This window comes from Balneolaceae bacterium, assembly GCA_034521445.1.
Lineage (GTDB): Bacteria > Bacteroidota > Rhodothermia > Balneolales > Balneolaceae > JAXHMM01.
In genome coordinates this window covers 237,847-264,532 of record JAXHMM010000017.1, presented here as the reverse complement: position 1 = coordinate 264,532, position 26,686 = coordinate 237,847, and the positions used below count along the sequence as shown (strand labels likewise).

Genomic DNA, 26,686 nt, shown 5'->3' with positions numbered 1-26,686 from the left:
ATATTTTTGTACCATGAGGAAAATCGTAAGCAAGCAATAGCACCATGCCGGACAAACGTTGGTTGGGATTTCTGGTGGCGCTGGTGGTATTCGCCGCCGTCTCCTTTACGGTCAAGAACAACGTGCGCAACAACCCGGGCCTGGCTTTCGGGCAGGGGGAGACCCTTGAATCGTTTACCCTCCCCGACACGACGGGTACGCCGGTGGAGCTGCAGGCCTACATTGAGGCGCACGAGCTTACCTGGGTAAATTTCTGGGCCACCTGGTGCGGTCCTTGCCGCCAGGAGATGCCGCTTATGGCCAAGCTCTACGAGGAGCATTCCGCCGATGGCTTTGGCATTGTGGCCATCAGCGTCAGCGAGGAGCCGCAGACCGTCAAGACCTATCTCAACCAGAATCCGGTTCCTTTTACCATCCTGCTGGACGAGGACGGTTCGGTGTCGCAGCGCTATCGCGTGCAGGCCCTGCCGACTTCTTTCCTGGTGGACAGCACCGGACAGGTGCTGCAGACCGGGGTGGGTTTTCAGCAGAGCTGGGAGTATGTGGTGAACCAGCGTATGGGGGACAACTGACATGAGCATACCGGCCGTATCCATACAGAACCTGAGCAAGAGCTACCGTATTGGGTTCAGCATCCATAAGTTCAAGGCGGTGGACGGCCTCTCCTGCGAGGTGCCGCAGGGAATGGTGATGGGTCTGATCGGTCCCAACGGGGCGGGCAAGACCACCACCATCCACTGCCTGCTGGGCATGCTGATGCCGGACGAGGGCAGCGTGTCCCTGTTCGGGGAGGATCCCTGCAACCCGGAGGTGCGCCGCCGGCTGGGCTACCAGTCCGAGATTTTTCATACCTATGATTTCCTGAAGCCGCAGGCCGCCCTCCGTTTCTATGGCCGCCTGGCCGGCCTGCCCGAAAACGGCCTGGAGGGGCGCATCGAGGAGGAGTTGGAGCGTATGGGACTGTCCAATGCCCGCGAAAAAAAGGTCAAACATTTTTCCAAGGGTATGCGCCAGCGGCTAGGCGTGGCCCAGGCCCTGATGCACGATCCCGATCTGCTGATCCTGGATGAGCCGTTCACGGGACTGGACCCGCAGGGGCGCAAGGTGATCGGCGACCGCGTACTGCAGGAGAAGCAGGCGGGCAAGACGGTCTTCTTCAGCAGCCACAACCTTACGGATATTGAAAGGCTCTGCGACCACGTAATCATGATCCGGGAGGGCCAGGTGGTCATGTCGGGTGATATTCACGAGCTTACCGCTTCGGAGGACCGCTGGAAGATCGAGGTGGAGGGCTGGCAGGAGAGTTACGCCGGCCGGCTGGGCGGGGAGGGGGTGTCGGTCCGCCAGGAGCTGGATCTGCATGTGATCGAGTGCGACGGTGGGCGCAAGGAGGAGGTGATCCGCACGCTGCTGGACCTGCAGGTCAATATTCTGCGCCTGAATCCCAGCACCCGCTCCCTGGAGGAGCGCTACATGGAGCTGGAGTCGTCGGAATCCAAAGCTGAAGAGGAAGAGGAGGCCGCCCAGTCATGACCAACATCAAGCTGATTACGTTCAATACCGTCCGGGAGCTTCTATCCAGGAAGATCCTCTACCTGTTGCTCTTTATTTTTGTGTTTATTCTGCTGGGCAACGGCTACGGTTTCTACACCCTGATGAACCAGATGCCGGAACTCAATCCGGCCGATGTCCGCTCGCGGCAGGCCAGCCTGTTGGACAACCTCTTCGGTCCCTGGTCCATCTTCTCCATCCTCTTCGGCATCATCTTCGGGGCGGCCGCGGTGCACTGGGAAAAGAAAAACAAGACCGTTGTGGGCGTCCTGGCCAAGCCGGTGAGCCGCACGCAGTTCCTGCTGGGCAAGATGGCCGGGGTATGGCTGCCTCATTACGGCTTTCCTGCTTGTAGGGGTGGCGCTGATGGGCGTATTCATGCTGATATGGGATATCCCCTTCACCGCGCTTTTCGGCAGCGGGGTGGCTTTCAACCTGGCGCAGCTTACGGTCTACACCGCCATCTCCTTCGTGCTCTCGCTCTACCTGGTACCCATGCTGGGAGGCGGCATCGCCTTCATCTTGTGGACCTTCGGCGGCGTATTCGGTTCCATGATTTCGGCCGATTACCTGGCCGTGCAGTGGCTGGGCTACCTGCTTTATTACCTTAACCCGGCCACCCTCAGTGAACCGCTCATCCAGTGGGGCATCCAAAACAACGTGATCGACCCCGATATGGGACTTTACTGGAGTGTGATCGGGGAGAATTTCTTCTTTACGGCCATTGTGCTCGCCCTCGGGCTGCTGCTCTATCGTCGCCGTGACATCGTCATGGGCTAACACAAACGATTTGCCTCCCGCTTGGGTTTTTATCACCTGACAGAACCCATTCCCAACCCAAGAGTCCCATCGCCATGAGCTACTATTTTACCGCCACGCTGGACACCGGTTTCGAGGAGGCCATCGAGAAGGTCACCGGTAAGCTGAAAGAGGACGGTTTCGGCATCCTGACCGAGATCGACGTCAAGGAGACCATGAAAAAGAAGCTGGACCGGGAGATGTACAACTACCGCATCCTGGGCGCCTGCAACCCGCCCCTGGCCTGGGAGGCCATACAGTCCGAGGACAAGATCGGCACCATGCTGCCCTGCAATGTGATCGTGCAGGAGCGCGAACCGGGCAGGGTGGAGGTGTCGGCGGTGGACCCGGTCGCCTCCATGCAGGCCATCGACAACGACGAGCTGGGGGAGGTGGCCACCGAGGTGCGGGAGCGTCTCCGGAAAATCATCGAGAGCCTGTGAAAAAGGCGGCGACTTCAGCTCAGGTTTATGGCCGGCTCGGCCGGCCTTTTTTTAGGCCTGCAGGCGCCGTTTGACCTCATCTCGGTAGGTCGCGCCGATGGGAATCTCGGTTTCCTCCACAAACAGGCGGTTCCCTTCCATGTAGTCGATATGCGCCAGGGCGACCAGGTAGGATTTGTGCGCCCGCATGAACAGCTCCCCGGGCAAGGTCTCCTGCAGGTTCTTGAGGGAGTCGTAGGTGGTGAGCTTGCGATGGGGGGTGTGCACGGTCACGTAGTCGCCGAGGGACTCGATGTAGAGGATCTCCTCCAGGTCCACCTTCCAGCTTTTCTTATCGGCTTTTACCATCAGAAATTTCTCGGCGGAGCCCTCGCGGCCGGTGCGCTCCTCGGCCTTGCGCACCGCCTTCAGGAAGCGCTCGAAGGAGAAGGGCTTCAGCAGGTAGTCCACCAGGTCCAGCTCGTAGCCCTCCAGGGCGTAGTCGTCGTAGGCCGTGGTCAGGATCACCGGCGGAGGGTCGTCCAGGGAGCGCAGCAGGCTGATGCCCGAAAGGCGCGGCATGTTGACGTCCAGCAGGAGCAGGTCCACCTTCTCCTGCCGCAGCTTTTCCAGGGCCTCCAGGGCGTCGCTGCAGACCGGGCCGGCTTGCAATTGGGGTGCGTCTGCGATGTACTGCAGCAGTACCTTCTGCGCCGAGGGTTCGTCGTCCACCACCATGCAGGTCAAAATGCGGTTCATGAGTCGGGAATGGCTTTCGATTTCAGATCCAGTTCCAGGACCAGCTTGAAGTGTTCAGGGGAGGGATTCATCTCCAGCCTGTGGCGCTGCGGGTAGAGCAGTTGCAGCCTGCGCCGGGCGTTCTCCAGTCCCAGCCCGCCTTCCTCCTCCGGCAGCTCCCGTTCCCCCTCCACGCTGTTGCGGGTCTCCAGCCGAAGACGGCCGTCGCGGATGTCCAGGGTGATCTCAATACGGTCGCCCTCCCGGCTCACGCTGCCGTGCTTGAAGCAGTTTTCCACAAAGACGATGAGCAGCAGGGGGGCGACGTCGTGCTCGCCCGGATCGCCCTCAACCGTGAAAGAGACTCTGTCGGGGTGGTGGATGCGGCTGCGGTAGAGCTCCACGTACTGCTCCAGGTAGGCGATTTCCCCCTCCAGGGGCACCGTCTCACGGTTCATGTTGCGGATGGTGTAGCGCAGCAGGTCCGATAGCTGCAGCACGGCGGGGGCGGTCTCCGGAGAACGCTGCACCGCCATGGCGTAGATGTGGTTGAGGCTGTTGAACAGGAAATGGGGGTTGATCTGCGACTTGAGCGCCTTCAGCTCGGTCTGCACGCGCCGGCGCTCCACTTCGGCCAGCTCCTGGCGCACCTCGGCCTCCCGGAACCAGCCGCGGGATAGCTGCAGCAGGGTGGTGATGGCGGTGTAGGCCACCATGAACTGGATGATGTCGTACCACTCGTAGTAGGAGATGAAGTAGTAGCCCGGGAAGATCCAGTCGGCCAGCCAGCGGAAAGTGGCGATGTTCACCCAGGTGGAAACCACCATAAGTGTTGCCGCCAATACCATGTACAGCAGGTAGTTACGTCGGGCAAAATATACCGGTATGAGCAGATAGCTGTTCACGCAGACGCAGAAGGCCAGGCTGAGGTGGAAGAGGGCGGTGTAGATGAGGTCGATTTCCCCGACCGTGCCGTCGTAGGCAAAGTAGCGGGAGAGGACCAGGAAGGAGAAGGCCCAGAAATAGAGGTACTGCGCCCACCGGTGGGTGAGCGCAGTACGAAGGGAGGACGCTATGTCGGCGAGGTGTCGGCTCATTGCACCCGCGTGTAGGTGTTGGTACGGTTGGAGAGGGCCCGTTCATCCCCGGCGTATTTAAGCACGAACTTCTGAAGCTCTGCGGGGGACGCCGTCAGCAGGAAGTTGTCCATGGAGACCTCGTGCTTGATGCGGAGCTGACGGTTGCTGATGAGCTCCTTCAGGAAGTCCTCGTCAAAGTCACGCAAGACCAGCGTGTCGCCCCTGATTTCGGCCTGCCGGAAGACGTGCACGGGAAAGGCCAGGGTCGTCTCGCCCGTCTCAAACTGGTAGAAGTCCATGTAGTCGTGACTTCCCACGCGCAGCAGGCCGGCCAGGAAGACGTTTTCCGGCTCTTCCTCCTCGGGATTCCAGACCAGGTAGGCGTTGGCCAGGCCGAAGCCCCTGAATTCCTCCAGGGCGTCATGGTCCACGCTCAGCCCGGCCACGTCTACGGTGGTGCGATCGTAGTCAGGGTCGGAGGTGTATTTGTCCACCGAGTCCTGAAGCTGGGAAATGGACTGCACCATATAACGGGTGTCGCCGCTCTCCCACAAGCCGGTAAGCGATTCGTCCATGATCAGGTCCTTCGGCTCGTAGAGCGGGTGCACGGAGGGGATGCCGCAGCCGGTCAGCAGCAGGGCGGCGGTCATGAGGGCCAGGGTAAGAAGAGAAGAAGATGAAAATTTCATTACCGTAAAGGTTGGTTGCGGTTGAACACGCTGCCAAGTAAAGCATCAGGCAGGTCCCCGCGAACTTTTTTCGATGAACACCCCGTTTTGCTCGATGAACATCTGGAAATAAGGTCTCCAGCCCCTATTTTCCGTATAAATTACATCCCGTTCAACCTCAAGTCCCCATTCATCCATGAAATATATCGGAGCCCATGTCAGCGCCGCAGGCGGCGTGGAAAACGTGCCCGGACGCGCCCATGAGATCGGAGCCAGGGCCTTCGCGCTTTTCACCAAGAACCAGCGACAGTGGGAGGGTCCCCCGCTGACCGAAGAGAACATCAGCGGCTTTGCCGCCGAATGCGAAAAGTACGGCTATGACATAGACCACGTCATGCCGCACGACTCCTACCTGATCAACCTGGGTCACCCGGAGGACGACAGCCTCCGGAAGTCGCGCAACGCCTTTCTGGACGAGCTGCAGCGCTGCGAACAGCTGGGCATACGCCTGCTGAATTTTCATCCGGGCAACCACCTCGACCAGATCTCCCCGGAGGCGTGCCTGTCGCGCATCGCCGATTCGGTGAACTGGGCCCTGGAGCGTACCGAGGGAGTGACGGCCGTGATTGAGAACACCGCGGGGCAGGGCACGGCGCTGGGTTACCGATTTGAGCATCTGGCCGAAATTATCGACCAGGTGGAAGACAAGGAGCGTGTGGGGGTCTGCATTGACACCTGCCATGCCTTTGCGGCGGGCTACGAGCTGTCCACCGATGAGGGTTTCCGGGAGACCTTCGGGGCGTTTGAGTCGCTGGTGGGTTTCGACTACCTGAAAGGCATGCACCTGAATGACTCCAAGAAGGAGCTGGGCAGCAGGGTGGACCGCCACGCCCCCATAGGCGAGGGTCACATAGGACGTGACGGCTTCCGGTTTATCATGGAAGACGAGCGATTTGACGGCATACCTCTTATCCTGGAAACGCCCGAGACCGACCGCTGGGACCAGGAGATCGCCCTGCTCTACGAGATGTCGGGCTGATTCCCGCTGCTCAGTAGCACCAGCATGGGCATGTGAATCTGCTGGGGCAGGCCCTGCGTGTCGCTGGTGCGGAAAAGGGAGGAGAGGAACTTCTTTTTGTAGCGGGTGATGACCAGCATGGAGACCGGGTTCTTGTCGGTGTATTCGGCCACGCCATCGGTAAAGCGAGGCGCCTCCACGTGCACGAAGGTAAAGCTGTCGAAGTCCACTTTTTCGGTCACGTAGTCGGCAAAGCCGCGGAATTTGATCTCGGTCTCCAGGTCTTTCTGGGGGGAGACGTGCAGGATATGGATTTCGGCCTCGCAGAGGCGGGCCAGGTGCACCGTGTTGCGAAGGGACTCCAGGTCGCCGGACCGGAAATCGGTGGCGAAGAGAAAACGGTCGAGGTAGGGCTTCTTGCTGTTCACCGGTACCGTAAGGATGGGCACGTCCGCCTCCAGGATCACATCGGAAGTGACGTCCCCGAAGAGCAGCCGCTTGAGGTTGGATTCGCTCTTGGTGCCCATGACCATCAGGTCGGGTTTGATATTGTCCAGCTGCGCCGTAATTACGGGTTTGGGACTGCCGCGCTCCACGTGGAATTCGACCTGCAGGTCGCTGTAATTCTCGCGTTCGCGAATATGGGCCTTGAGCCGGTCCATCGTTTCCCACGCCTTCTCTTCCAGGGCCTCCATGGTCTCTTCCAGGCGGGTGGCGAAATCGTAGGGCTCCTCGATGGCGTGCAGGATGTGCAGCCGGGCCCCGGTACGGCGCGCCATTTCCAGGGCGTATTCGAAGGCCATGTGGGCGTCGTCCGTCAGGTCGGTCGGAAACAGTATGGTGTCTATGCGGTTCACGTCGGTAAAATAGGAATTGTTCGGCTGGAAGTGTAGCGGTATCTGTGGCAGAAACGGTGAAAATTCTGCGTCCTGGGGTCCGTCTGGGCCGCGGGCGTTTTTTTGCGGATTAGCTTCCGGGGCGGGATGTCGGCAGATCAGCGTAGGTGCGCCGGCCGGACACGAAATAGGACCAGACCACCGAAAAGGGCTGCAGGACCGGAGGATCGGCCGTGGGAAGACCTGCGGCGCGCAGGTCGCGGCGCTTGCGGTGGACGTGTGCCAGCTGTCCCAGGAAATCGCGGTAGGCGCGCACAATGGCCCCGAACTCCCGCGTATTGCCCTGCAGCAGGGCCCGCAGGGCGGCGATCTTGTCCAGTCCCACCCGAACCGGCAGTCTCGTGCACAGGGCGGCGGTGGAGTAGTTCTTCCAGAGCATGAACAGGGAGTTGCGGTAGTTGTAGTAGACCTTCCGGGGGGAGTCCATGGGCAGGGAGCCTCCGCCCAGGTGGTAGACCACGCTTCCCGGCTCGCAGCGCACCTCCCAGCCTCGGCGCCAGAGCCGCCAGCAGAGGTCGATCTCGTCCATGTGAAACTCGAAATCCTCGTCAAATCCGCCCGCCTCCCCGAAACAATCCCGGCGCACGGCCAGGGCGGCGCCGCTGGCCCAGAAGACCGGGGCAGGCTGGTCGTACTGCCCGCGGTCTTCCTCCACCATGTCGAAAATGCGCCCGCGGCAAAAGGGATAGCCGTAACGGTCAAGGTGTCCCCCTGCCGCCCCGGCGTACTCGAATTGGCGGGGCTCGCGGTAGGAGCGGATCTTGGGCTGCAGGGCCGCCGTCTCCGGACGTTCGCGGAAGGCGCGGTCGAGGGCATCCAGCCAGTCGGGCTCGACGGCCACGTCGTTGTTGAGGAAGATCAGGATCTCTCCCTTTGTGTAGGGCACGGCGCGGTTGTTGCCCCCGCAATAGCCGTAGTTGTCGTCAAAGCGGGCCAGGCGAGCCTCCGGGTAGTGGTTGCGCACCCAGCTGGCCGTCCCGTCCGTGGAATGGTTGTCGGCGATGACGATCTCGTAGGAATCGTGCTCCGTGGCGGCCACCGAAGGAAGGTAGGTCTTCAGGTGGGAGAGGGCGTTCCAGGTAACGATGACGATGCTGAAGCGGGGCATGAAAGGATTTTAATCCCGAATCGGATTGTTAGGAATGAACCGATTTTATATATAGTCAGGGAGGGCGTCGCCGTCCTTTTTTGTTTTGCAAAAGATGGCAAAGAATAGCGTATGATCAAAGTAGGGTTGATATCGGACACCCATAACTGGCTGGACCCCCAGGTGCTGGACTACTTCAGCGACCGCGACGAGATCTGGCACGCGGGCGACTTCGGCACGCTGGAGGTAGCCGACCGGCTGGGGAAGGTAGCCCCGGTAACGGGCGTCTACGGCAACATCGACGGACAGGAGATCCGCCAGGTCTATCCCCTGCACCAGCGCATAAGCAGGGAGGGTATGAATATCTGGATGACGCACATCGGCGGTACGATGGGACGCTACTGCATTCCCATCCGCGAGGAGATGGAGGCCAATCCGCCCGACCTGTTCATCTGCGGTCACTCGCACATTCTCAAGATCGGCCGCGACCAGGAGAAGGGCGGCATGCTATTTGTAAATCCGGGCGCGGCCGGCCGCCAGGGCTTTCAGGTCTACCGCACGGTGGTGCGGTTTACGGTGGCGGAGGGTACCTTGCATGACGTTGAGGTGATCAATCTCGGTATAAAGTCTTAAAGTCTCATAAGTCATAAAGTCGGAAAGTCTTAAAGTCGGATGTCTTATTCTTCGTAGCGGCGGATCAGCTCTGTGGCGTTGAAGGCTGACTGCAGCACCAGGGGTATGCCCCCGCCGGGATGGGTGCTGCCGCCCGCCAGGTAGAGGCCCTCCACATGACGGGACTTGTTGCGGGGACGCATGAAGGCGGCGCGGCGCGAGTTGGAGGAGGTGCCGTAGATGCTGCCGCGGCGCGAACGGAAACGGCGGTAGAAGTCCAGCGGGGTGATCCGCTCGCGGTATTCGATAGATTCACCCAGCCTTTCCAATCCCCGCTCTTCCAGCTGCCGGATAATGTGCTCCTCGTAGGACCCTGCGTGCTCCTCCCAGTCCCATTCCGCACTCAGGTAGGGCGCGTTGACCAGCACGAAGAGGTTGGATCCGCCCACCGGGGCGTGCGTGGGGTTGGTGTGGGAGGTGTTGGCCACGTAGATGGTGGGGTCGTCAGGCATCACCTTCCGCTGGAAAATGTCCTGGAATTCACGGCGGTAGTCGCCTGAAAAGAAAAGGGTGTGGTGGGAGAGGGCGTCCCACCTGCGATCGGCCCCCAGCAGCAGCACGAAAGCCGGAGCAGGAGGGTTCCAGGCGTTTCATCGAGCGCCGTTTCAGCCCGGAGAGCTGCTCCTCGGGCAGCAGCTCCAGGTAGGTCTCATAGGAGTCGCTGTTGGCCAGCACCAGCTCGCACTTCGCCTCCAGTCCGCCGGCGCTACGAAGTCCGCAGGCGCGGCCCTCCTTCACCTCGATGCGGGCCACCTCCCAGTCGAAGTGAAAACGCACGCCCAGCTGGTCGGCCAGCTTGTAGAGGGCGCGCACCAGGGCGTACATGCCGCCCCGGAGGTAGAAGCCTCCCATGGTGAGCTCCACATGGGGGATGACGTTGAGGGTGGCGGGGGCCTGGTAGGGCGAGGAGCCGTTGTAGGTGGCGAAGCGCTTGAAGAACTGCCGCATGTAGGGCGTCTCGAAGCGGCGGTCGATGCGCTGGGACATGGTCCGGAAGGCGTCGATGCGCAGCAGATCCAGCGGATTCATCTCGCCCAGGTCGCCCAGGCTGTAGAGGGGATTGAAGAGGTAGGCGTCGCGCGTGCGCCGGTAGAGCTCCCGCGAGTAGTCCATAAATTCCATGTAGGCCTCGGCGTCAGCCTCGCTCCATTCGCGTATGACCGCCCGGTTTCGGTTGTGGTCGCGCATGCAGTCGAAGCGGGTGCCGTCGGCGAACCAGTAGCGGCAGATCGGGTCTACCGGCACGATCTCCAGGTGGTCCTGCAGCCGCTCCCCGCATTCCTCGAAGAGGCGGTCGACCACCCAGGGGATGGTAAGCAGGGAGGGTCCGGTATCGAAACGGTAGCTGCCGGTCTCCACCTGGCCGACTTTGCCGCCGGGGCGGCGGTTGCGCTCGTAGACGGTGACCTCGTGGCCGCGGCGGGCCAGCAGGCAAGCTGAGGCGAGTCCCCCGAGCCCCGCGCCGATGATACCGGTTTTCATGAGGCGTCGTCGTCGGCGTTGGCTTGCTCCTGTTTATCGGGCTGCTCACCCTCCCGCAGCTCCAGGCGGGCCACCGTCTCGATGTGGTAGGTCTGCGGAAACATATCCACTGGCTGCACGTCGTGGATCTCGTACACCTCGTTGAGTTTCTTCAGGTCGCGGGCCATGGTGGAGCTGTTGCAGCTCACGTAGACCAGCCGCGGGGCCTTCAGCCGGCAGAGCTGCTCCACCACGTCGTCGTGCATGCCGGCGCGCGGGGGATCGGTGATGATGCAGTCGGGCCGCCCGTGCTTTTCGACGATCTTGTCGTTGAACTCCTCGCGCATGTCGCCTTTCACGAAGTGCACGTTGTCCACGCCGTTTTCGCGGGCGTTCTTGCGGGCGTTTTCAACGGCCACATTCACCACCTCGATGCCCACCACCTTTTCGGCCTGTTTGCTCATGAAGAGGGTGAGGGTGCCCACGCCGCAGTAGAGGTCGTAGACCGTGTCGCCGGGCTGGATGGCGGCGTAGTCGCGGGCCACCTCGTAAAGCCGTTCGGCCTGGCGGGTGTTGGTCTGGAAGAAGGCGTTGGCGTCGATGGTGAAAGCGTAAGGGCCGATCTTGTCCACGATGGTGCCCGGCCCGTGCAGCACGTGCTCGTAGCGTCCGATGGCTGTGGGGTTGTTTTGGTCGTTCACGTTGTTGACCACGGTGGTAATCCGGGGAAAAGCCTCCAGCAGGGCCTCGCACATATCCTGCATAAGCTCCGGGGCGTCCCGGTAGGTCACCAGGTTCACCATGAGATCGTCGGTGTGGTGGGAGGTGCGGATCACCACGTTGCGCATGAAGCCCTCGTTGTCGATGGTATTGTAGGGCGGCACCTCGTGCTCCACGCACCAGCTGCGCACGAAATCGAGGATCTCGTAGGAGACCGGGTCCTGCAGATGACACTCCTGCAGGTCGAGAATCTTGTCGAAGCGTCCCGGGGCGTGCAGCCCGGCGGCAAAGCCGCGGTCGCTGACAAACTCCTCGGCGTCGATCTCCTCGCGGCTCAGCCAGCGCCGGTGGCCGACGGAATACTCCATCTTGTTGCGGTAGTGAAAGGTCTGCTCGCAGCCGATGGTGGGCTTGACCTCCAGGTGGGTCAGCTTTCCGATGCGGTGCATGTGGTCCTCCACCTGGTCGCGCTTGAAGTCGAGCTGCTTTTCGTAGTTCACGTGCTGCCAGTTGCAGCCTCCGCAGGTCTGCGCATGGCGGCAGCGCGGCTCGATGCGGTCGGGTCCGCCCTCGATCACCTCCAGCAGCTTGCCCTCCAGGTAGCTCTTCTTGCGCCTGACAATGCGCGTCTTGACAGTGTCGCCGGGGGCGGTGTTGGGCACGAAGACGGCCATGCCGTCGATTTTGCCCAGGCCCTTGCCCTTGTAGGCCGCCGTTTCTATAGAGAGCTCAACTTCGTCTCCTTTCTTGGGGATCATGCTGCGTGATGCGGTGTGGGGTTGCGAGGCGTCAGGCCTCGAGCTGGTTGTGGTAATACGATTCGAAACGGAGGGCGAACGCTTTAGAGACGCCGCTGGAGTGGTTCACCTCGTCGGTGAACATTTCGAGCTGGCGCATGGCGATCTTGGCCAGGGTCTCCATAAACTTTACGGCTATGAGAGGGTGCCGCTTCTTGAGCGTCTCGAAATCAGGCTTGAAAAAGCCCAGGAGGGTGCAGTCGGTGAGGCAGCGCACGGAGGACATGCGCCGCAGCTCGTAGCCAATGGAGAGGGAGCCGAAATCCTCGGGCGCCTCCAGGTCGTAGGTCAGGTCGTCATCGGAGGCTTCGGAGGACTCCACGACGAGCTGCACGCGCCCCTCCTCGATGAAATACATGCCCGTGCCCGGGTCGCCCTGGTAGTAGATGTACTCGTCCTCCTTGTAGCTCCGGCTGTGGCAGAGCTGCAGAAATTCGTACCGCTCCATGGCGGTCAGGCTTTTCAGGAAGCGCGAGCGGGCGATTATTCCCGTCTGCTTTTTAAAGGTCTTGAGCTTGTCGGAGCCAAACATGGCGAAATAGCTGGGGCTTCGGGTTTCAATGCATCAATATAGAAGTTTATGCGCGAAGTCCGAAGCCCACCCCCGACTTCAAGACTTCCAGACTTTTCGACTTCCCGACTCCCCGACTTCAAGACTTTCCGACTTTAAGACTTTTTGACTTGTCAGACTTTCTGACTTTAAAAAGAGTGCCCGATGCCGAAACTGAAGTAGAGCTTGCGGTTCTGCAGCCAGCCATCCTGCAGATCGTGCACCCGGAAGGCAAAGTCGAAGCGCGCCACCACATAGTCCCAGTCGATGCGAATGCCCAGTCCCGAACCCACGGCGATCTGCTTGTAGAAGCGGTCGAAGCGGAATTTGCCCTCCTCGGGTGCGGGCCGGCTGCCGCCGTCGACACTGAAGACGCCCGAATCGTCCGGGGCCGGCCGGGAGGCTCCGGGACCGGGAAATTCCGTGCGGGGACCGTACCAGATGTTGCCGGCGTCGGCGAACCAGGCGCCGATCCAGTTGGCCCCGATCAGGTTCGGGATGAGCTGCTGCCGCAGTTCGGTCTGGGCCAGCAGCTTGATGTCACCCCCGTTGATGGCCACCTCGTCCAGGGGAATGGAGCCCGGTCCCAGGCTGTAGAAGTCCCAGCCCCGGATGTCGTTGCTGCCGCCGGCGTAGAATCGCTGGTTCAGCGGAATGGTGGTGCTTTTTCCGTAGGGATAGGCCAGACCGATGAAACCGCGGTAGGCGAAGACCGCGTCGTTGGTAAGGGGAATGTAGCGGCGGTAATCGGCCGTGGCCTTCAGAAAGCGGCTGTAGGTGAGGCTGTTGTCGCTGGTGCGGATGGGCGAAGGGAGGTTGCCCTCCAGGGTGTCAGGTGTGACAATCAGGCGGTCCACCAGCCAGGGTACGTTCCCGCCCATGGAGATGGAATACTCGCTGAAATAGCCGTAGTTCCGCTTGATTAGGTCGGTACGCTGGCTGCGGAAGGTGTAGCGCAGGATGGAGGAGACCTGCGGGCGGAAGTCCTCCAGAATACGCTGGTACTCGAAGGAGTCCTCCCCGTACTCCTGCTGCAGCGACTGGCGGAACTCGGGGGAGGGATCGGTGTCAAGCACATCCAGTTCCACCAGGTCCAGAAAGCTGGAGTGCCGCGGGTTGTGCTGGATCTCGTAGCGCAGGTTGAAGCGCACGTCGGAGTTGATGTCGAAGAGCAGCTGGTTGGAGCGCGTGAAGGCCAGCGAATAGCGGGTGCGCGCGTTGGAGAAGAAAAGCCGGTCGTCGAGGGAGGCGAAGGGAAAGATGAGCCGGGGCAGGGTGTACTCGGAGCGCACCTCAAAGCTGCGGAAGAGGCTGCCGCTAAAGCCCTGTCCGGCGGAATCAGCAGCGATCTCACGAATGGTTTCGCTGCGGACATACTCAAAGCTTCCGTTCATGCTCAGCCGAAGATTTTCGGCCTTTCCGAAGAGGTTGTTGTTGGTGTAGGTCACCCCGGCCCCCGAGCCGAAACCGTAGCGCCGCATGCCGAAGAGGTTGAAGTTGAGGGCGTGCCTGGGCAGGGTCTGCAGGGAGAACATCACGGGGATCTCAGGCCGGCTGAAATCGGGCAGCGAGCCGTCCTCGCTCAGCCCGAACTGGCGGATGTTGAGCATGCCCAGGTTCTGGAATTCGTTGATGGAGCGTATGTAGCGCTCGTTGTTGAAGACCTCCCCGGGCTGGAACAGTATCTGGTCGGTCAGCAGGCTGAAACGGGTCTGGGCTTCGGACTCCTTCTCCATGAGAATGCGTGTCCCGCCGGTGGTTTGCGGGGGACCGGAGAGGGTGTCGTGCTGGTCGTATTCGACCTGTCTGTCGGGTCCCTGCAGGCTGATGTGGAGGTCGCCGAACGTATAAAGGCTGCCGGGCCGCACGGTAAAGAGCAGGTCGAGGGTGGAGGCGTCCGCCGAATCGCGCCGCACGAGCACGTTCACCGAGTCGTTGCGGATGGAGGCGAAGCCCCTGTTTTTCAGGAAATTGATGATGCGCGTCTGCTCGTTGCGCAGGTCGTTCTGCGAGTAGGGGCGATCGACCCGGAAGGTGGTATCGTCCACCTGCTCGCGGGTCAGGGGAGAGTTGCGGTAGAACGCCTGCAGGTTGCCCTCCACCTCATCTGGAAGGGCGGGCATGCCCGTGTAGGCGAGGGTGCTTATGGTGGAGCGGGGGCCTTCCCGAATCAGGAAGGAAACCTCCACGCGGTTGGACTTGAACTCGACGATGTTGGTATCCACCGCAGCGTCCAGGAAGCCCAGGGTCTGGTAGTATCGGGCGATGCGCTCCATGTCGGTGGCCACGGTGGCGCGGTCGAGAAGGGCGGGGGGCTCCCCGAAGCGGCCGGTCAGCCGGTGGAGGAAATACCAGGGGGTGAAGCGGGGGATGCCCAGAAACTCCCGGTTGGTATGCGTGCGGATCAGGTCCTCCAGCGTGCGGTCGGCCACATGGTTGTTGCCGGCAAAGCGGATGATACGCACCACCTCGCGGGTGCTGTCGGCCTGCACGGCCTCCCCGTCCTGGGCGCGGGCGTCGGAAGGCAGACTCGCCGCCAGGGCCGCAAGAAGGAGCAGGATGGAGAGTGCCTTGTTCAAATCGGGGGCGTTCGGTGCCGTTCATACAAAACGGTTGCAAGGGGGTCCCGTTGCAACCGCTTGGAAGGTAGGGAGACGCTGTGAAAGGTGCAGGACCTAAACGTCGTCGTAGTCGAAGCCTTCGTCCTCCTCGTTGTGAAAAAAATCCTCCTTGCGGATGTAGTCGGGCCAGATGTCCTCGATGCCTTCGTAGACCATGTCCTCTCCCTCCTCAATCTCGTCCAGTTCGTACAGGTTGTCAATGATCTGTTGTTTGAGCCCGTTGCGTTCGGCCCATTCGATCAGTTCCTCCCGTGTGGCCGGGAACGGCGCGTCGTCAAGTGCGGCAGCCAGTTCGACAGTCCAAATCATAAATGCGTAGCGGTTCTTTGCTGTTCTTTTTTAAATTCTTAGCCCGTTATAAAAGGTATTGTTTCCTAAAATTCAAGTCTTTTTGCAAAAACAGGAAATCGTCCTCTGCTGGGGCGCCCGGGGGAGCTTCCGACCGGAAGGTCCCTCTTCTGTCCCAATCATACAACTGAAAGATTGCCCAAATAATTTGTATCTTGTTCATCCTTCATTCTCAAACTCAATAAAGCGAGGTTTATTTTATGTTTAACGGTATTGGCGTGCCCGAGTTTCTTATCGTCGCCCTCGTATTTCTGCTCTTCTTCGGGGCCAAGCGTATTCCCGAACTCGCCCGCGGCATAGGCCAGGGCATCAACGAGTTCCGCAAGGCCTCCGACCAGATCAAGAAGGAGATTGAGGAGGGCGAGAAGGAGGGATATACCTCCGGATCCAAGAAGAAGAAGACCACCGAACCTACCGAATAGAACCCGGAAACCACAAGCACCGCCCGCGTTGCAGCATCGTACCATCTCCGACATCCGGGAGGCCCTGAACAACCGGGAGACTTCGCTCCCGGAAATTGTCCACGGCTACCTCTCCTCCATACAGGACACCAACGACCATCTGAACGCCCTTCTTCACTACGACGGGGAGGAGGCCCTCCGCAGAGCCCGCGAGGTGCAGCGGAAGGTTGAAAATGGGGAGGCGGGCGCGCTGGCGGGCGCGGTGATCGCCGTAAAGGACCTTATCTGCGAAAAAGGCAAGCCCGCCACCTGCGGCTCGCGCATCCTGGAAGATTTTGAAAGCGTCTACGACGCCACGGCAGTGCGGCGGTTGCGCGAGGAGGACGCCATTCTGCTGGGTCGGACCAACATGGACGAGTTCGCCATGGGCTCCTCCAACGAGAATTCGGCCTTTGGACCCGCCTGCAATCCCCATGACCCCACACGCGTGCCGGGAGGCTCCTCGGGGGGGAGCGCCGCGGCGGTGGCGGCCGATTTCTGTACGGCGGCCCTGGGCTCCGACACCGGGGGCTCCGTGCGGCAGCCGGCCTCTTTCTGCGGGGTGGTGGGGCTCAAGCCCACCTACGGGCGCATCTCGCGACACGGACTGGTGGCCTTCGCCTCCTCCTTCGACTGCATCGGTCCGCTGACCCGCAGCGTGGAGGACGCCGCGCGCTTGCTGGAGGTGATCGCCGGCTTTGACGAACACGACAACACTTCTTCCAGCCGCGCGGTGCCCGACTATCTCGGTCCGCTGGAGCGCCCAAATCCCGGCATCCGCATCGGCGTGCCCGAGGAGTATTTCGGAGAGGGGCTGGACGAAGAGATTCGGGAGGGCGTGCGGCAGCGCCTGGCCGACCTGGAGGCCGGGGGCGCCGAGCTGGTGCCCGTCAGCCTCCCCCACATGAAGTACGCTGTGGCCGCCTACTATATCCTGGCCACTGCGGAGGCTTCCAGCAACCTGGCGCGCTACGACGGTATACGCTACGGGCACCGCGCCGATATCAAAGAGGTGCAGGAGGAGCTGAAGGAGGAGCGCGCGGCCCTGGAAGAGGAGCTGCGCCGGGCCGAAGGCGCCGCCGCGAAGGAGAAGGCGGCGGCCCGGCTGGAGGAGGCCGACAGCTCCCTGGTGCGCCTCTACAAGAAGAGCCGCACCGAAGGTTTCGGGGAAGAGGTGAAGCGCCGCATCCTGCTGGGCACCTACGTGCTGAGCGCCGGATACTACGACGCCTACTACGCCAGGGGACAGAAAGTGCGGCGGCTGATCAAGGAGGATTTCGAAAAGGCCTTCGAGGAGGTGGATGTGATCGCCTCCCCGACAGCCCCCACCACCGCCTTCCCGCTGGGCGAGAAGACCGACGACCCCCTGCAGATGTACCTGAACGACATTTATACCATCTCCGCCAACCTGGCGGGCATCTGCGCTGTGAGCGTCCCGGCCGGCACCCACTCCGACGGCCTGCCCTACGGGCTGCAGCTGATGGCTGGCGCCTTCCGTGAACCCGAGCTTTTCAACGCCGCCCGGCTGGTCGAACGGCAGGGCTGAATCCAGAATCCACAGGCCATGAACCGACGCATCGAGGGTAAACGCGCACTGGTAACGGGAGCCACGGCCGGCATCGGACGCGCGACGGCGCGGCTGCTGGCGGAGGCCGGCTGCGAGGTGGCTGTCACCGGACGGCGGGAGGAGCGCCTGCAGGAGTTGCGCGAGGAGATCGAGGAGGTATGCGATGTGCCCGTGCACACCGGCGCATTCGACCTGCGCGACCGCGGCGACTGCCGCGATTTCCTGGAGGGCCTGCCGGGACCGGTGGACATCCTGGTGAACAACGCCGGGCTGGCCTACGGCACCGATGCGGTGTATGAGGCGGACTTCGACGACTGGGATGCCATGATCGACACCAACGTGAAGGCCCTGCTGACCATGACGCGGCTGGTGAGTCCCTCCATGCGCGAGCGCGAAGAGGGACACATTATCAACATCGGCTCCATCGCCGGACACGAAAGCTACGCCGGCGGGGCGGTCTACTGCGCCACGAAGCACGCCGTCAAGGCCATCACCGAGGCCACCAAGAAAGACCTTCACGGCACCCCGGTACGCGTAAGCATGGTGTCGCCGGGCCTGGTGGAGACCGAGTTCAGCATGGTGCGCTACCGCGGCGACCGCGAGAGGGCCGAATCGGTCTATGAGAATATGCAACCCCTGGTGGCGGAGGACATCGCCGAGATCGTCGTATTCGTGGCGGGGCGCCCGCCGCATGTGAACATCATGGACACGGTGGTCTTTCCGGTGGCCCAGTCTTCCTCCTCCATGGTGTGGCGAGAAGGGGAGGACGCCCGTGCATAGAGGCGCTTCCGTCATAGCGAGCCTGGTCGTGGGAATCCTGCTGCTGGCCGGCTGCACGGGCAGCGACCGTTCGCGGCTCAATTTTCAGCAGCAGGGCAGGGAGGTGCCCGCCTTTTCGGCCGACAGCGCCTACGCCCACGTGGAGACCCAGCTCTCCTTCGGTCCCCGCAACCCCGGCAGCGAGGGTCACCGGCGCACCCGCAGCTGGCTTATCGACAAGCTGGGCGCCTACGCCGGCGAGCATGCGGTCTACGCGCAGGACTTTACGCGCGTGATTGACAGCGACACCCTGGAGCTTTCGAACATCATCGCCGCCTTCAACACCTCCAGTCCCGACCGCATCCTGCTCTGCGCGCACTGGGATACCCGCCCGCGCGCCGAGCGCGACTCCCTGCATCCCGATCAGCCCATTCCCGGGGCGGACGACGGGGGCAGCGGCACGGCCGTGCTGCTGGAGCTGGCGCGCATGTTCCGCGACCATCCGCCGCCCATCGGGGTGGACATCGTGCTTTTCGACGGGGAGGACTACGGGCGGGAGGGCAGCCTGGAGAACTATTTCCTGGGATCCCGCTACTGGTCCGCCAACCCGCCGGTGCCCGAATACAGCCCGCGCTTCGGCATCCTGCTCGACATGGTGGGCGGGCAGAACGCCCACTTTCCGCGCGAGGGCAACTCCCTGCAGTACGCCCCGGCGCTTGTCAACGAGATCTGGTCCATCGCCGGCGAGCAGGGGCACGGCGACCTTTTCGTGCAGACCGAGGGGGCGCCGGTCTCGGACGACCATGTGGTGATCAACCGCGTGCTGGGAATTCCCACCATCGACATCATCCACTACCGCAACGCCGAAGGCGGGGGCGTGCAGTTCCCGCCCTACTGGCACACCCAGCGGGACGACCTGGATATCATCGACCGCTCGGTGATGGACGCCGTGGGCGGCGTGGTGGCAGAACTGGTCTATAACCGGGTGCGCTGACCGCCCGCACCACCCTTGCCCATGAACTACCTCAAACTGGTCATCTCGGTCGCCGGCCGCTACCAGGAATCCCTCATCGCCGAGCTGATGGAGATGGAGTTCAACGGCTTCGAGCAGCAGGAGGAGCGTATCATCACCTACGTGCCACGGGGGCGCCTGTCGGCGGGCGACCGCGAACGCATTGAGGGTATCCTGGCGGACTGTCCCGGCGAGGGGCGCGTCGAATCGGAGAAGGTCATCGCCGACAGGAACTGGAACGAGCAGTGGGAGCGGACCATCCGTCCCCAGCGCATCGGCCCCTTTCTGGTGCGTCCCACCTGGTCCCGTGAAGCAGCCACAGGCGAGGCCGTGGTGCTTGAGATCGACCCCAAGATGTCCTTCGGCACCGGCTACCACGAAACCACCCGCCTCATGCTGCGCGCGCTCCCGGGTCTGCTGGACGAGGGCGACCGGGTGCTGGACGCGGGAACGGGCACCGGCATCCTGGCTATCGCCGCCTGCAAGCTGGGGGCCTCCCGGGCGCTGTCGGTGGACATCGACCGTTGGAGCGTAACCAATGCGAGGGAGAACGTGCTGCTGAACGGGGTGAAGGCGTGCGTGGAGGTGCGCCTCGGTTCCCTCGAGGCGGTGGACGAGGAGGAGCGTTTTGAGCTGGCGATGGCCAACATCGAGCGCAACACCATCGTGGAGCTGCTGGAGCCCATGGCCGCGCGCCTGGCTCCCGGTGGACGCCTTCTGCTGTCGGGGCTGCTGAGCAGCGACCGCGGGGCGGTGGAGGAGGCCCTGCCCGCCGGACTGCAGCTCACCGGCGAAAGCCGCGAGAACGACTGGATCGCGCTGACTGCCCGGCGTACGGGCTCCTGATCCGTGTACGCCGCCATCGACATAGGGAGCAATACCGTTCTGCTGCTGGTGGCCCGTCCCTCCTCCACCGGCGCCCCCCTGCTGGAGACCCTGCATGAAGAGCAGCGCATGCCGCGGCTGGGTCGCGGGGTGGACCGCAGCGGCAATCTGGGCGGGGAGCCGGTGGCGCGCACCCTGGAGGCGCTGGCCGACTACCGGTATCTGCTGAAGGAGGAGTATCCGGACCTGCGGGAGGTGGCCGTGACGGCTACCTCGGCCGTGCGCGACGCGGGCAACCGGGAGGAATTCCTGTCGCGCGTTCGGCGGGAGACCGGCTTTGAGGTGCGCCTGCTGTCGGGCCCCGGGGAGGCGGCTCTCACCTATGCCGGGGCCACCGCCGTGCTGGTCGGGGAGGAGGGAACTCGCACGACGGTGGTGGACATCGGGGGTGGCAGCACGGAGATTGCGCGGGGCACGCGACGGCTGCGCGATCGCTGGTCCCTCGACATGGGCTGCGTGCGCTACACCGAGCGCTTCCTGTCGGGCGACCCGCCCTCGCCCGGGCAGGCCGAAGCCTGCCGGGAGGCCGCGCGCGACTACCTGCGGAGGGAGCTCCCGGAAGGGCCTTTCGGCGGCAGACTGGTGGGCGTGGCAGGCACCGTCACCTCCCTGGGCATGCTGGATGCGGGACTGGAAGTCTACGATCCCTACCGGTTGAACGGGCGGCGCGTGAGCCTGGAGGAGACGGCGGCCTGGAGCCGACTGCTGCTTGAAATGAGCGCCGATGAGCGCGCACAGCGCTGGCCGGGATTTCTGGCTGGCCGGGCCGACATCCTGCCGGCGGGACTGCTCATTCTGGAGGCCTGTATGGAGGTGCTGGGCTTCGACGCGGTGACCGTTTCCTGCGGCGGACTGCGCCACGGTGCGGTGCGGGAGATGGCCGGTATTTGAGGGTCCTGCAATGGGAATAAAGCGAATCATTCTGTATGTTAAGGGCTTTCAAGGAAGCAAGCCCAGCGCCACCTGAAGATGTCAGAGAATAACGGATCGGGACATAGCGAAGACGACGCCCCCCGGGAGAACGCCTCCTCGAGCAGCCGGGAGGACGACGTGCTGGTCGAGGCCGCCATCGGAGGCGACGAGCAGGCTTACGGCAAGCTGGTGGACAAGTACGAGCGGGCGCTCTACTTCCACGTCCTCAAGATGATCAAGGACCGCGAGCAGGTGGAGGACCTGGTCCAGGAGGCCTTCGTCAAGGCCTTCAACAACCTGAATACCTACAGCAACAGCTACGCTTTCTCCACCTGGCTCTACCGCATCGCCACCAACCACACCATCGACTACCTGCGAAAGAAGAAGCTGCAGACCCTGTCGATCGACGAGCCCATGAAGACGCGGGACGGAGAGATGCAGATGCAGTTGCCCGACGAAGACGCCGGGGCCGACCGGCGTATCCTGCGCAAACAGCGCCAGCGCATGGTGCAGGAGGCCATCCAGGATCTCCCCGAAAAATACAGGAAGGTGATCGAGATGCGCCACATGGAGGAGAAAAGCTACCAGGAGATCGCCGACGTGCTCGACCTGCCGCTGGGCACGGTGAAGGCGCACATCTTCCGGGCGCGCGAACTGCTCTACAAGGAGCTGAAGGACAAGAAGGACAAGTTCTGAGTTTTTCGCTCAGCCTTCCAGCACCAGCTCCAGGTTGTTTTTGAATTTGTCGAATTTTGCCCTTCTCACCGCGCTACCCTCGAAAATCTCGTCGTACTCCTCCAGCTGCAGGTGTTCCCAGAATTCCAGGTCGCGGCGGGTGACCTTCTCGCGCGGGTGCAGATCCTCCATGCGGCCGAACTCCGGGTCGTTGTTCCAGGGACAGACGTCCTGGCAGATGTCGCAGCCGAAGACCCAGTCGCCCAGGCTTTTGCGGTGTTCTTCGGGCACCTGCTCCTTGAGCTCGATGGTGAGGTAGGATATGCAGCGCGTGGCGTCCACGCGGTAGGGCTCGTAGATGGCGTCGGTGGGACAGGCGTCGATGCAGCGGGTGCAGCTGCCGCAGTGGTCGGTCACCGCCGCGCTGTAGACGAAATCGGCGTCCACGATCATCTCCCCGATGAAGAAGAAGGAGCCGATGTCGCGGTTGAGCAGGTTCGAGTTCTTGCCGATCCAGCCCAGTCCGCTGCGCGCGGCCCAGGCCTTGTCAAGCACCGGCGCAGAATCGACGAAAACCCGCCCCCGAAGTTCCCCCACCAACTCCTCGGTGAAGGCGAAGAGCTTCTTGAGCTTCTTTTTGTAGACCCGGTGGTAGTCGCGCCCCTGGGCGTATTTGGCGATTTTGGGGGCCTCGCCCTCACGGCGCATGCGCTCGTGGTCGGGGTGCCAGTAGCTGCCGATGACCGAGACCACCGAGCGGGAACCGGGCACCAGACGGGTGGGGTCCACGCGCTTGTCGAAGTGGTTTTCCATCCAGCTCATCTCACCGTGGCGCCCCTGGCCGAGCCACTCCTCCAGTCGCCGCTCCTCGGCCTCCAGGCGCCTGGCCCGGGCGAAGCCGCAGGCGTCGAAACCCAGCCTGTGGGCCTCTTCCCGGACGCGCTGCGTACGTTCACGAAGGTCCATGACGTGAGGTTCAGAGCTGTTCGGCGCTGATTTCTCGGAGCGTGCCGTTCCGGAGCCTGACCGTGCGGAAGGGATACTCCTTGACCGTATCGTAGTCGTGGGTAACCATCAGCACGGCCATGCCCCGGTTGTTGATCTGCTGCAGGAGTTCCATGATGGCTTGGGAGGCCTCCGGATCCAGATTGCCCGTGGGCTCGTCGGCCAGCAGGATGCGCGGCTCGTTGGCCAGGGCGCGGGCAATGACCACCCGCTGCTGCTCGCCTCCCGAAAGGTCGCCCGGCATACTCTTGCGCTTGTGGCTGAGTCCCACCATACCCAGCACCTCGACCACCCGCTGTTTGATGCGGCTCTTCTTCTCGCCGGTCACCTGCAGGGCGAATGCCACGTTATCGTAGACCGTGCGGTCGGGAAGAAGCTGGAAATCCTGGAAGACGATGCCGAGGCGGCGGCGCAGGTGGGGCACCTGGCTGTGGGACATACTGCATATATCCATGTCGGCCACCCGCACCCTGCCGGCGTCGGGCAGGATGTCGCGGTATATGAGTTTCAGGAAGGAGCTCTTTCCGGCCCCGGTCTGGCCGATCAGGTAGGCGAATTCGCCGTTGCCCAGGCTGAAGTCCACGTGGTCGAGCACCATGCGGTGGTCGTAGCTTACGCATACCTGTTCAAATTCTATGACCGATCGATCGGACATCGCAGTACCATGGTTATGCGGAGGCTCCTGTTGTCGGCCTCCTCCATTTCAAAACCTTTGTAGGCGGCGGCCAGGCGGTAGTCGGTGGCCGCGACGACCTCCCGCATCTCGGTCAGCGTGTAGATGCGCTGCCGGTGCAGCTCGCGGAACTCGCGGAGCACCGTTTCCCGGTCGTCGGCGAGCTTTTCTATGCGGAAGTCATTATAGTGAATTTTTTCCTCAGGGTCGTATCGGCTTTTACGGAAATAGCGGTAGCCGCCCTCCGCGTAGCCCTCCTCGTTGTTCAGGTACCGGATGGCCTGGATGGAGTTGCGGGGCGTGGTAAAATCGAAGATAAGCAGTCCCCCGGGACGCAGCACCCTGCGTGTCTCCTGCAGCATGGCATCCACCTGACGGGTGCTGTGGAGGTAGTTGACGCTGTCGAAGACCGAAAAGACCACATCGTAGCGCTGATCCAGGTCGATATCCAGAAAGTCCATCACGCGGAAATCCACCTCCGAGCCCGCCTCGCGACCCTTGCGGCGGGCCTGGCGGATCATGTCGGGCGATTTGTCGGTGGCGGTGATCTCGTAGCAGTCCAGTTCGTCCAGAGAGATAGCCAGGGAGCCCGTGCCGCAGGCAACCTCCAGCACGTGGCGGGGATCCGGATGGTGCTGTTGCATGAGGGCGTCGATGAAATCGGCCCAGTAGGCGTAGTCCACGTCCTCCATAAGGGCGTCGTAGACCTCCGCCAGCTTGCTGTATTCGGGGCGGGTGTCGTCGTTCACGGGATTACGTCTCCTGCATTTTTTCCCCGTCTGACCGGTTGCGGGCCAGTCGCCCGGCCAGCTCCCAGGCCGCCGCGAAAGAGGTGGGACGGGCGCTGTTCGTACCGGCAATATCGAAGGCCGTGCCGTGGTCGGGCGAGGTGCGTACGATGGGCAGGCCCGCGGTAACGTTCACCCCCCGCCCGAAGGAGAGGGTCTTGAAAGGGATGAGGCCCTGGTCATGGTACATGGCCAGCACGGCGTCGTGCGACTCGTAGCTTCGGTTGCCGAAGAAAGCGTCGGCCGGGTGGGGACCGCTCACACGCAGGCCCGTCTGCCGCGCCCGGTCCAGCCGCGGGCCTATGATGCGCAGCTCCTCCTCGCCGATCACGCCCCCATCGCCGGCATGCGGGTTGAGTCCCAGAACCGCAATGCGGGGCTCCTCCACCCCGAAATCATCCTGCAGGGAGCGGTTCAGCATCTTGAGGCTGCGGTCCAGCGCCTCTCCGTCCAGCTGTCCGGCCACTTCCGCCAGGGGCAGGTGTCCGGTGAGCAGGGCTACGCGCAGGTTATCGCGTACCATCACCATCAGCACCGACGACGCTCCGGTGCGTTCGGCCAGGAATTCGGTGTGGCCGGGGATGCGGTAGCCGGCTCGGTTCACCGCCTCCTTCGAGATGGGGGCCGTCACCAGTCCGTGCACATGGCCCTGCAGACAGAGGTCCACGCCCGTCTCGACGGCCTTCATGGCGGCCAGACCCGCAGCTTCGGAGAGGACGCCGGGATTGGGCTCGTCCTCCGTGCCGTAGGCCGGCAGCAGATTCAGTTCGCCTTCGGCCAGGTCGCCGGGTCCGGAAGCCATACGCCAGGAGGGGGGGCGCTGCATGCGGGAGGCGTAAAAGCGCAGCACGGCCTCGCTGCCCAGCAGCACCGGGGTGGGTCCGCCGGCGCTCCGCTCCGAGAGAGCCTTGAGGACCACCTCGGGTCCTATGCCGTTATAATCTCCCAGGCTGATGGCGAGGCGCATGGACATGGGTACGGGGTTCCGGTTGCTGGCTTCGTGCCCGTAAAAAATAGCAATATTCGGGCCAAGAAGCAGGGTCAGCCGTTCACCAGCTGAAAATCGCCGTAACCGCTGGTAGCCTGGAAGACAAAGCGGCGCTGCTCGTAAATCCAGATCTCCGTGGTGGGCTCGCCGGCGGGGTAGGTTCGCTCCACCTTCCGGGGTTCCCCGTACTGTATGTAGATGCGGCCCTGGTCGGTCTCATAGCCGGGCGTCTCCTCAGTGGTAAACTCTCGGAAGGCATGGTCCACACGCCGGTAGTATTCGGCCATCAGCTCATTGAATTCGGTGTCGGGAGTGGGATCGCGCTCTTCCCAGAAGTTGCGGAACTTGCGTTCAATTTCGGCTTGCGAGCCGCGTCGGATATCCCGGACGGTGCTCTCGTCGGCGATGAAGCGCAGCATGTCCACCGCTATCTCCAGGTTGTAGAGGGCTGCGGGCATGTTGCGCCAGAGGGAGCGGTAGGTGCGGCGGGCCACCACCGGACCGTCCTCACCGCGGGTTACCGTCATGCGGTACCAGTCGTTCGGAAAGCGGCTGTTGGGCACGCCCAGCAGGGCGTAGGTACCCCCGCCCGGCGCCAGCCGGACGGAAATCGCTTCGGAATCGAAGACCGGATTCCGGTCGTCCGCCAGCTGCGAGGCGTCCAGATTGGATTCCCATACGGTGGCCTCAGCGGTGGTGTCTTCGTCCTGCACCCGCAGTCTCTGCACGTGCACGGCGTAACGGTCGCCCTCTCCGTGTCCGGGCAGGTGCACCAGGGCGTCAAAATCCTCCGCGTAGGGCACACTGTTACCTATGTTCAACAGCCTGAGGGACTCTCCGTTTACACGCTTTCCGAAGAGTATATCGCCGTGCCGCTGATCGTCGTAGGGCCGTACCTGCACGGCGCGCGCACGCGAGGTGATCCCCTCGGTATCACCCCCCCGGCTCAGCTGTACCACGTAGACGTAGACGCCGGGCTCGAGACCTACGGTGAGGCTGCCCTCAAGGAAATGGTCGCGTGACTGCGTGCGCTCATAGGTTGTGACACGGGCGGTATCGGTCCATGCGGCCCGGCCGACAGCCTCACGCCCGTCTACCTCCACCTCTCGCGGCTCGTGCAGGTCCTCTGCGGTGCCGTGGAAGATTTCGATGCTTAGCTGCGCCGTACTGAAGAAGGATGCGGTGCTGTCGCCCTCGGCCGCTTTGCGGAAGGGGAGGGTGCTGTAGGGCAGCTTGAAGATGGCATGAAACGTCAGGGGTGCGCCGGAATCGGCAGGCAGCGTGAAATAGTCGAAGTACAGAGGCTGCATCTGGCTCTGCATGAGCAGGCTCCGGTACTGCATGGGGCGCTGCGCCTCCGCCGGCTGCCATCCGGCGGCCAGCAGCAGGACGAGCGTGAGGAGGGCGAGGCGACGGGGAGCGGCGATGAGACGGGCGGGAAAGCTGGGCATGGGTAGCATTTTGTCAGGGTGATGGCTGTACGAGAGCGGGGACGGGCCCCGGTCCGCCGGAGGTCTTCCGGCACAGGCGGTCGCCTGTTCTTTGAGCTGTGTCAA

30 protein-coding genes are annotated in these 26,686 nt (G+C 62.6%); 13 read left to right on the top strand and 17 right to left on the bottom strand.

The window, feature by feature from the left end:
• The first annotated feature begins 44 nt into the window (after positions 1 to 44).
• Both U5K31_15090 and U5K31_15085 read left to right on the top strand, forming a co-directional pair.
• Complete coding sequence (locus U5K31_15090; GenBank protein MDZ7774048.1) at positions 45 to 572, top strand: TlpA disulfide reductase family protein; 528 nt, start codon at positions 45 to 47, stop codon at positions 570 to 572.
• A 1-nt stretch (position 573) separates the two neighbouring features.
• Positions 574 to 1,533, top strand: a complete 960-nt coding sequence (locus U5K31_15085) for an ABC transporter ATP-binding protein (GenBank protein MDZ7774047.1) — start codon at positions 574 to 576, stop codon at positions 1,531 to 1,533.
• Between the two features lie 41 nt (positions 1,534 to 1,574).
• Here U5K31_15085 and U5K31_15080 read toward each other — a convergent pair whose 3' ends face one another.
• A complete protein-coding gene (locus U5K31_15080; protein MDZ7774046.1) occupies positions 1,575 to 1,931 on the bottom strand; it encodes a hypothetical protein in 357 nt (118 codons plus the stop codon).
• Here U5K31_15080 and U5K31_15075 point away from each other — a divergent pair.
• Positions 1,930 to 2,331 carry a hypothetical protein gene (locus U5K31_15075; GenBank protein ID MDZ7774045.1) on the top strand — a complete coding sequence of 134 codons (402 nt, stop codon included), beginning with the start codon at positions 1,930 to 1,932 and terminating at the stop codon, positions 2,329 to 2,331. The genes U5K31_15080 and U5K31_15075 overlap by 2 nt on opposite strands.
• Before the next feature lie 74 nt (positions 2,332 to 2,405).
• Entirely contained in the window at positions 2,406 to 2,792 is a 387-nt protein-coding gene (locus U5K31_15070) for a DUF302 domain-containing protein (protein ID MDZ7774044.1), read from the top strand.
• A 51-nt stretch (positions 2,793 to 2,843) separates the two neighbouring features.
• Here the strand turns inward: U5K31_15070 and U5K31_15065 are convergent, their stop codons facing one another.
• From U5K31_15065 to U5K31_15055, 3 genes are read right to left on the bottom strand one after another with little or no spacing between them, the layout of a single operon-like run.
• Positions 2,844 to 3,530 carry a LytTR family DNA-binding domain-containing protein gene (locus U5K31_15065; GenBank protein ID MDZ7774043.1) on the bottom strand — a complete coding sequence of 229 codons (687 nt, stop codon included), beginning with the start codon at positions 3,528 to 3,530 and terminating at the stop codon, positions 2,844 to 2,846.
• Positions 3,527 to 4,606, bottom strand: coding sequence for a histidine kinase (locus U5K31_15060; GenBank protein ID MDZ7774042.1), 1,080 nt, complete (start codon positions 4,604 to 4,606; stop codon positions 3,527 to 3,529). The genes U5K31_15065 and U5K31_15060 overlap by 4 nt, the downstream gene beginning before the upstream one ends.
• Entirely contained in the window at positions 4,603 to 5,277 is a 675-nt protein-coding gene (locus U5K31_15055) for a hypothetical protein (GenBank protein ID MDZ7774041.1), read from the bottom strand. Before U5K31_15055 ends, U5K31_15060 begins: the two co-directional genes overlap by 4 nt.
• A 175-nt stretch (positions 5,278 to 5,452) precedes the next feature.
• On the opposite strand from U5K31_15055, the gene nfo reads away from it, so the two are divergent.
• Positions 5,453 to 6,295 carry a deoxyribonuclease IV gene (gene nfo / locus U5K31_15050; protein ID MDZ7774040.1) on the top strand — a complete coding sequence of 281 codons (843 nt, stop codon included), beginning with the start codon at positions 5,453 to 5,455 and terminating at the stop codon, positions 6,293 to 6,295.
• Here nfo and U5K31_15045 read toward each other — a convergent pair.
• Together U5K31_15045 and U5K31_15040 are read right to left on the bottom strand one after the other, a co-directional pair.
• The gene (locus U5K31_15045; protein ID MDZ7774039.1) at positions 6,277 to 7,131 is read right to left on the bottom strand and encodes a universal stress protein; all 855 of its coding nucleotides are present in this window, start codon (positions 7,129 to 7,131) and stop codon (positions 6,277 to 6,279) included. The two genes, nfo and U5K31_15045, sit on opposite strands and share 19 nt — an antisense overlap.
• A 109-nt stretch (positions 7,132 to 7,240) precedes the next feature.
• Positions 7,241 to 8,278, bottom strand: coding sequence for a glycosyltransferase family 2 protein (locus tag U5K31_15040; protein MDZ7774038.1), 1,038 nt, complete (start codon positions 8,276 to 8,278; stop codon positions 7,241 to 7,243).
• Between the two features lie 111 nt (positions 8,279 to 8,389).
• On the opposite strand from U5K31_15040, the gene U5K31_15035 reads away from it, so the two are divergent.
• On the top strand, positions 8,390 to 8,890 hold the full coding sequence (locus U5K31_15035) for a metallophosphoesterase family protein (GenBank protein ID MDZ7774037.1): 501 nt from the start codon (positions 8,390 to 8,392) through the stop codon (positions 8,888 to 8,890).
• 44 nt (positions 8,891 to 8,934) lie between these two features.
• Here the strand turns inward: U5K31_15035 and U5K31_15030 are convergent, their stop codons facing one another.
• The 6 genes from U5K31_15030 to U5K31_15005 all read right to left on the bottom strand — a co-directional run bounded on the left by U5K31_15030 (position 8,935) and on the right by U5K31_15005 (position 15,387).
• Positions 8,935 to 9,489, bottom strand: a complete 555-nt coding sequence (locus U5K31_15030) for a hypothetical protein (GenBank protein ID MDZ7774036.1) — start codon at positions 9,487 to 9,489, stop codon at positions 8,935 to 8,937.
• Positions 9,410 to 10,411 (bottom strand): FAD-dependent oxidoreductase, encoded by a 1,002-nt coding sequence (locus tag U5K31_15025; protein MDZ7774035.1) that lies wholly within the window; start codon positions 10,409 to 10,411, stop codon positions 9,410 to 9,412. The genes U5K31_15030 and U5K31_15025 overlap by 80 nt, the downstream gene beginning before the upstream one ends.
• Entirely contained in the window at positions 10,408 to 11,868 is a 1,461-nt protein-coding gene (rlmD, locus tag U5K31_15020) for a 23S rRNA (uracil(1939)-C(5))-methyltransferase RlmD (GenBank protein MDZ7774034.1), read from the bottom strand. Before rlmD ends, U5K31_15025 begins: the two co-directional genes overlap by 4 nt.
• Positions 11,869 to 11,899: 31 nt before the next feature.
• Positions 11,900 to 12,439, bottom strand: coding sequence for a cyclic nucleotide-binding domain-containing protein (locus U5K31_15015; GenBank protein MDZ7774033.1), 540 nt, complete (start codon positions 12,437 to 12,439; stop codon positions 11,900 to 11,902).
• A gap of 167 nt (positions 12,440 to 12,606) precedes the next feature.
• Positions 12,607 to 15,036 (bottom strand): BamA/TamA family outer membrane protein, encoded by a 2,430-nt coding sequence (locus U5K31_15010; GenBank protein ID MDZ7774032.1) that lies wholly within the window; start codon positions 15,034 to 15,036, stop codon positions 12,607 to 12,609.
• 96 nt (positions 15,037 to 15,132) lie between these two features.
• Positions 15,133 to 15,387 carry a DUF2795 domain-containing protein gene (locus U5K31_15005; GenBank protein MDZ7774031.1) on the bottom strand — a complete coding sequence of 85 codons (255 nt, stop codon included), beginning with the start codon at positions 15,385 to 15,387 and terminating at the stop codon, positions 15,133 to 15,135.
• 239 nt (positions 15,388 to 15,626) lie between these two features.
• On the opposite strand from U5K31_15005, the gene U5K31_15000 reads away from it, so the two are divergent.
• The 7 genes from U5K31_15000 (at position 15,627) to U5K31_14970 (ending at position 21,697) form a co-directional block, all read left to right on the top strand.
• On the top strand, positions 15,627 to 15,848 hold the full coding sequence (locus U5K31_15000; GenBank protein ID MDZ7774030.1) for a twin-arginine translocase TatA/TatE family subunit: 222 nt from the start codon (positions 15,627 to 15,629) through the stop codon (positions 15,846 to 15,848).
• A gap of 28 nt (positions 15,849 to 15,876) precedes the next feature.
• Complete coding sequence (locus tag U5K31_14995; GenBank protein ID MDZ7774029.1) at positions 15,877 to 17,412, top strand: amidase family protein; 1,536 nt, start codon at positions 15,877 to 15,879, stop codon at positions 17,410 to 17,412.
• 18 nt (positions 17,413 to 17,430) lie between these two features.
• Complete coding sequence (locus tag U5K31_14990) at positions 17,431 to 18,213, top strand: SDR family NAD(P)-dependent oxidoreductase (GenBank protein MDZ7774028.1); 783 nt, start codon at positions 17,431 to 17,433, stop codon at positions 18,211 to 18,213.
• Positions 18,206 to 19,186 (top strand): M28 family peptidase, encoded by a 981-nt coding sequence (locus U5K31_14985; protein ID MDZ7774027.1) that lies wholly within the window; start codon positions 18,206 to 18,208, stop codon positions 19,184 to 19,186. Before U5K31_14990 ends, U5K31_14985 begins: the two co-directional genes overlap by 8 nt.
• Positions 19,187 to 19,207: 21 nt before the next feature.
• Positions 19,208 to 20,050, top strand: a complete 843-nt coding sequence (gene prmA, locus U5K31_14980) for a 50S ribosomal protein L11 methyltransferase (protein ID MDZ7774026.1) — start codon at positions 19,208 to 19,210, stop codon at positions 20,048 to 20,050.
• Positions 20,051 to 20,053: 3 nt separating this feature from the next.
• Entirely contained in the window at positions 20,054 to 20,980 is a 927-nt protein-coding gene (locus tag U5K31_14975; protein ID MDZ7774025.1) for a Ppx/GppA phosphatase family protein, read from the top strand.
• Between the two features lie 78 nt (positions 20,981 to 21,058).
• Positions 21,059 to 21,697, top strand: coding sequence for a sigma-70 family RNA polymerase sigma factor (locus tag U5K31_14970; GenBank protein MDZ7774024.1), 639 nt, complete (start codon positions 21,059 to 21,061; stop codon positions 21,695 to 21,697).
• Between the two features lie 9 nt (positions 21,698 to 21,706).
• Here U5K31_14970 and queG read toward each other — a convergent pair whose 3' ends face one another.
• The 5 genes from queG to U5K31_14945 form a co-directional block, all read right to left on the bottom strand.
• Positions 21,707 to 22,642 carry a tRNA epoxyqueuosine(34) reductase QueG gene (gene queG / locus U5K31_14965; protein MDZ7774023.1) on the bottom strand — a complete coding sequence of 312 codons (936 nt, stop codon included), beginning with the start codon at positions 22,640 to 22,642 and terminating at the stop codon, positions 21,707 to 21,709.
• Positions 22,643 to 22,652: 10 nt separating this feature from the next.
• A complete protein-coding gene (ftsE, locus tag U5K31_14960; protein ID MDZ7774022.1) occupies positions 22,653 to 23,336 on the bottom strand; it encodes a cell division ATP-binding protein FtsE in 684 nt (227 codons plus the stop codon).
• Positions 23,315 to 24,103: a class I SAM-dependent methyltransferase gene (locus U5K31_14955; protein MDZ7774021.1), complete on the bottom strand. Its 789-nt coding sequence runs from the start codon at positions 24,101 to 24,103 to the stop codon at positions 23,315 to 23,317. The genes ftsE and U5K31_14955 overlap by 22 nt, the downstream gene beginning before the upstream one ends.
• Before the next feature lie 4 nt (positions 24,104 to 24,107).
• Positions 24,108 to 25,115, bottom strand: a complete 1,008-nt coding sequence (pdxA, locus tag U5K31_14950; GenBank protein MDZ7774020.1) for a 4-hydroxythreonine-4-phosphate dehydrogenase PdxA — start codon at positions 25,113 to 25,115, stop codon at positions 24,108 to 24,110.
• A 68-nt stretch (positions 25,116 to 25,183) separates the two neighbouring features.
• Positions 25,184 to 26,581, bottom strand: coding sequence for a GWxTD domain-containing protein (locus U5K31_14945; protein ID MDZ7774019.1), 1,398 nt, complete (start codon positions 26,579 to 26,581; stop codon positions 25,184 to 25,186).
• Between the last annotated feature and the right edge of the window lie 105 nt (positions 26,582 to 26,686).

Coding starts and splice junctions, on each gene's coding strand:
- U5K31_15090 (MDZ7774048.1), top strand. CDS start 45: ATGCCGGACAAACGTTGGTTGGGATTTCTGGTGGCGCTGGTGGTATTC.
- U5K31_15085 (MDZ7774047.1), top strand. CDS start 574: ATGAGCATACCGGCCGTATCCATACAGAACCTGAGCAAGAGCTACCGT.
- U5K31_15075 (MDZ7774045.1), top strand. CDS start 1,930: ATGCTGATATGGGATATCCCCTTCACCGCGCTTTTCGGCAGCGGGGTG.
- U5K31_15080 (MDZ7774046.1), bottom strand. CDS start 1,931: ATGAATACGCCCATCAGCGCCACCCCTACAAGCAGGAAAGCCGTAATG.
- U5K31_15070 (MDZ7774044.1), top strand. CDS start 2,406: ATGAGCTACTATTTTACCGCCACGCTGGACACCGGTTTCGAGGAGGCC.
- U5K31_15065 (MDZ7774043.1), bottom strand. CDS start 3,530: ATGAACCGCATTTTGACCTGCATGGTGGTGGACGACGAACCCTCGGCG.
- U5K31_15060 (MDZ7774042.1), bottom strand. CDS start 4,606: ATGAGCCGACACCTCGCCGACATAGCGTCCTCCCTTCGTACTGCGCTC.
- U5K31_15055 (MDZ7774041.1), bottom strand. CDS start 5,277: ATGAAATTTTCATCTTCTTCTCTTCTTACCCTGGCCCTCATGACCGCC.
- nfo (MDZ7774040.1), top strand. CDS start 5,453: ATGAAATATATCGGAGCCCATGTCAGCGCCGCAGGCGGCGTGGAAAAC.
- U5K31_15040 (MDZ7774038.1), bottom strand. CDS start 8,278: ATGCCCCGCTTCAGCATCGTCATCGTTACCTGGAACGCCCTCTCCCAC.
- U5K31_15035 (MDZ7774037.1), top strand. CDS start 8,390: ATGATCAAAGTAGGGTTGATATCGGACACCCATAACTGGCTGGACCCC.
- U5K31_15025 (MDZ7774035.1), bottom strand. CDS start 10,411: ATGAAAACCGGTATCATCGGCGCGGGGCTCGGGGGACTCGCCTCAGCT.
- rlmD (MDZ7774034.1), bottom strand. CDS start 11,868: ATGATCCCCAAGAAAGGAGACGAAGTTGAGCTCTCTATAGAAACGGCG.
- U5K31_15015 (MDZ7774033.1), bottom strand. CDS start 12,439: ATGTTTGGCTCCGACAAGCTCAAGACCTTTAAAAAGCAGACGGGAATA.
- U5K31_15005 (MDZ7774031.1), bottom strand. CDS start 15,387: ATGATTTGGACTGTCGAACTGGCTGCCGCACTTGACGACGCGCCGTTC.
- U5K31_15000 (MDZ7774030.1), top strand. CDS start 15,627: ATGTTTAACGGTATTGGCGTGCCCGAGTTTCTTATCGTCGCCCTCGTA.
- U5K31_14990 (MDZ7774028.1), top strand. CDS start 17,431: ATGAACCGACGCATCGAGGGTAAACGCGCACTGGTAACGGGAGCCACG.
- prmA (MDZ7774026.1), top strand. CDS start 19,208: ATGAACTACCTCAAACTGGTCATCTCGGTCGCCGGCCGCTACCAGGAA.
- U5K31_14970 (MDZ7774024.1), top strand. CDS start 21,059: ATGTCAGAGAATAACGGATCGGGACATAGCGAAGACGACGCCCCCCGG.
- queG (MDZ7774023.1), bottom strand. CDS start 22,642: ATGGACCTTCGTGAACGTACGCAGCGCGTCCGGGAAGAGGCCCACAGG.
- ftsE (MDZ7774022.1), bottom strand. CDS start 23,336: ATGTCCGATCGATCGGTCATAGAATTTGAACAGGTATGCGTAAGCTAC.
- pdxA (MDZ7774020.1), bottom strand. CDS start 25,115: ATGTCCATGCGCCTCGCCATCAGCCTGGGAGATTATAACGGCATAGGA.
- U5K31_14945 (MDZ7774019.1), bottom strand. CDS start 26,581: ATGCCCAGCTTTCCCGCCCGTCTCATCGCCGCTCCCCGTCGCCTCGCC.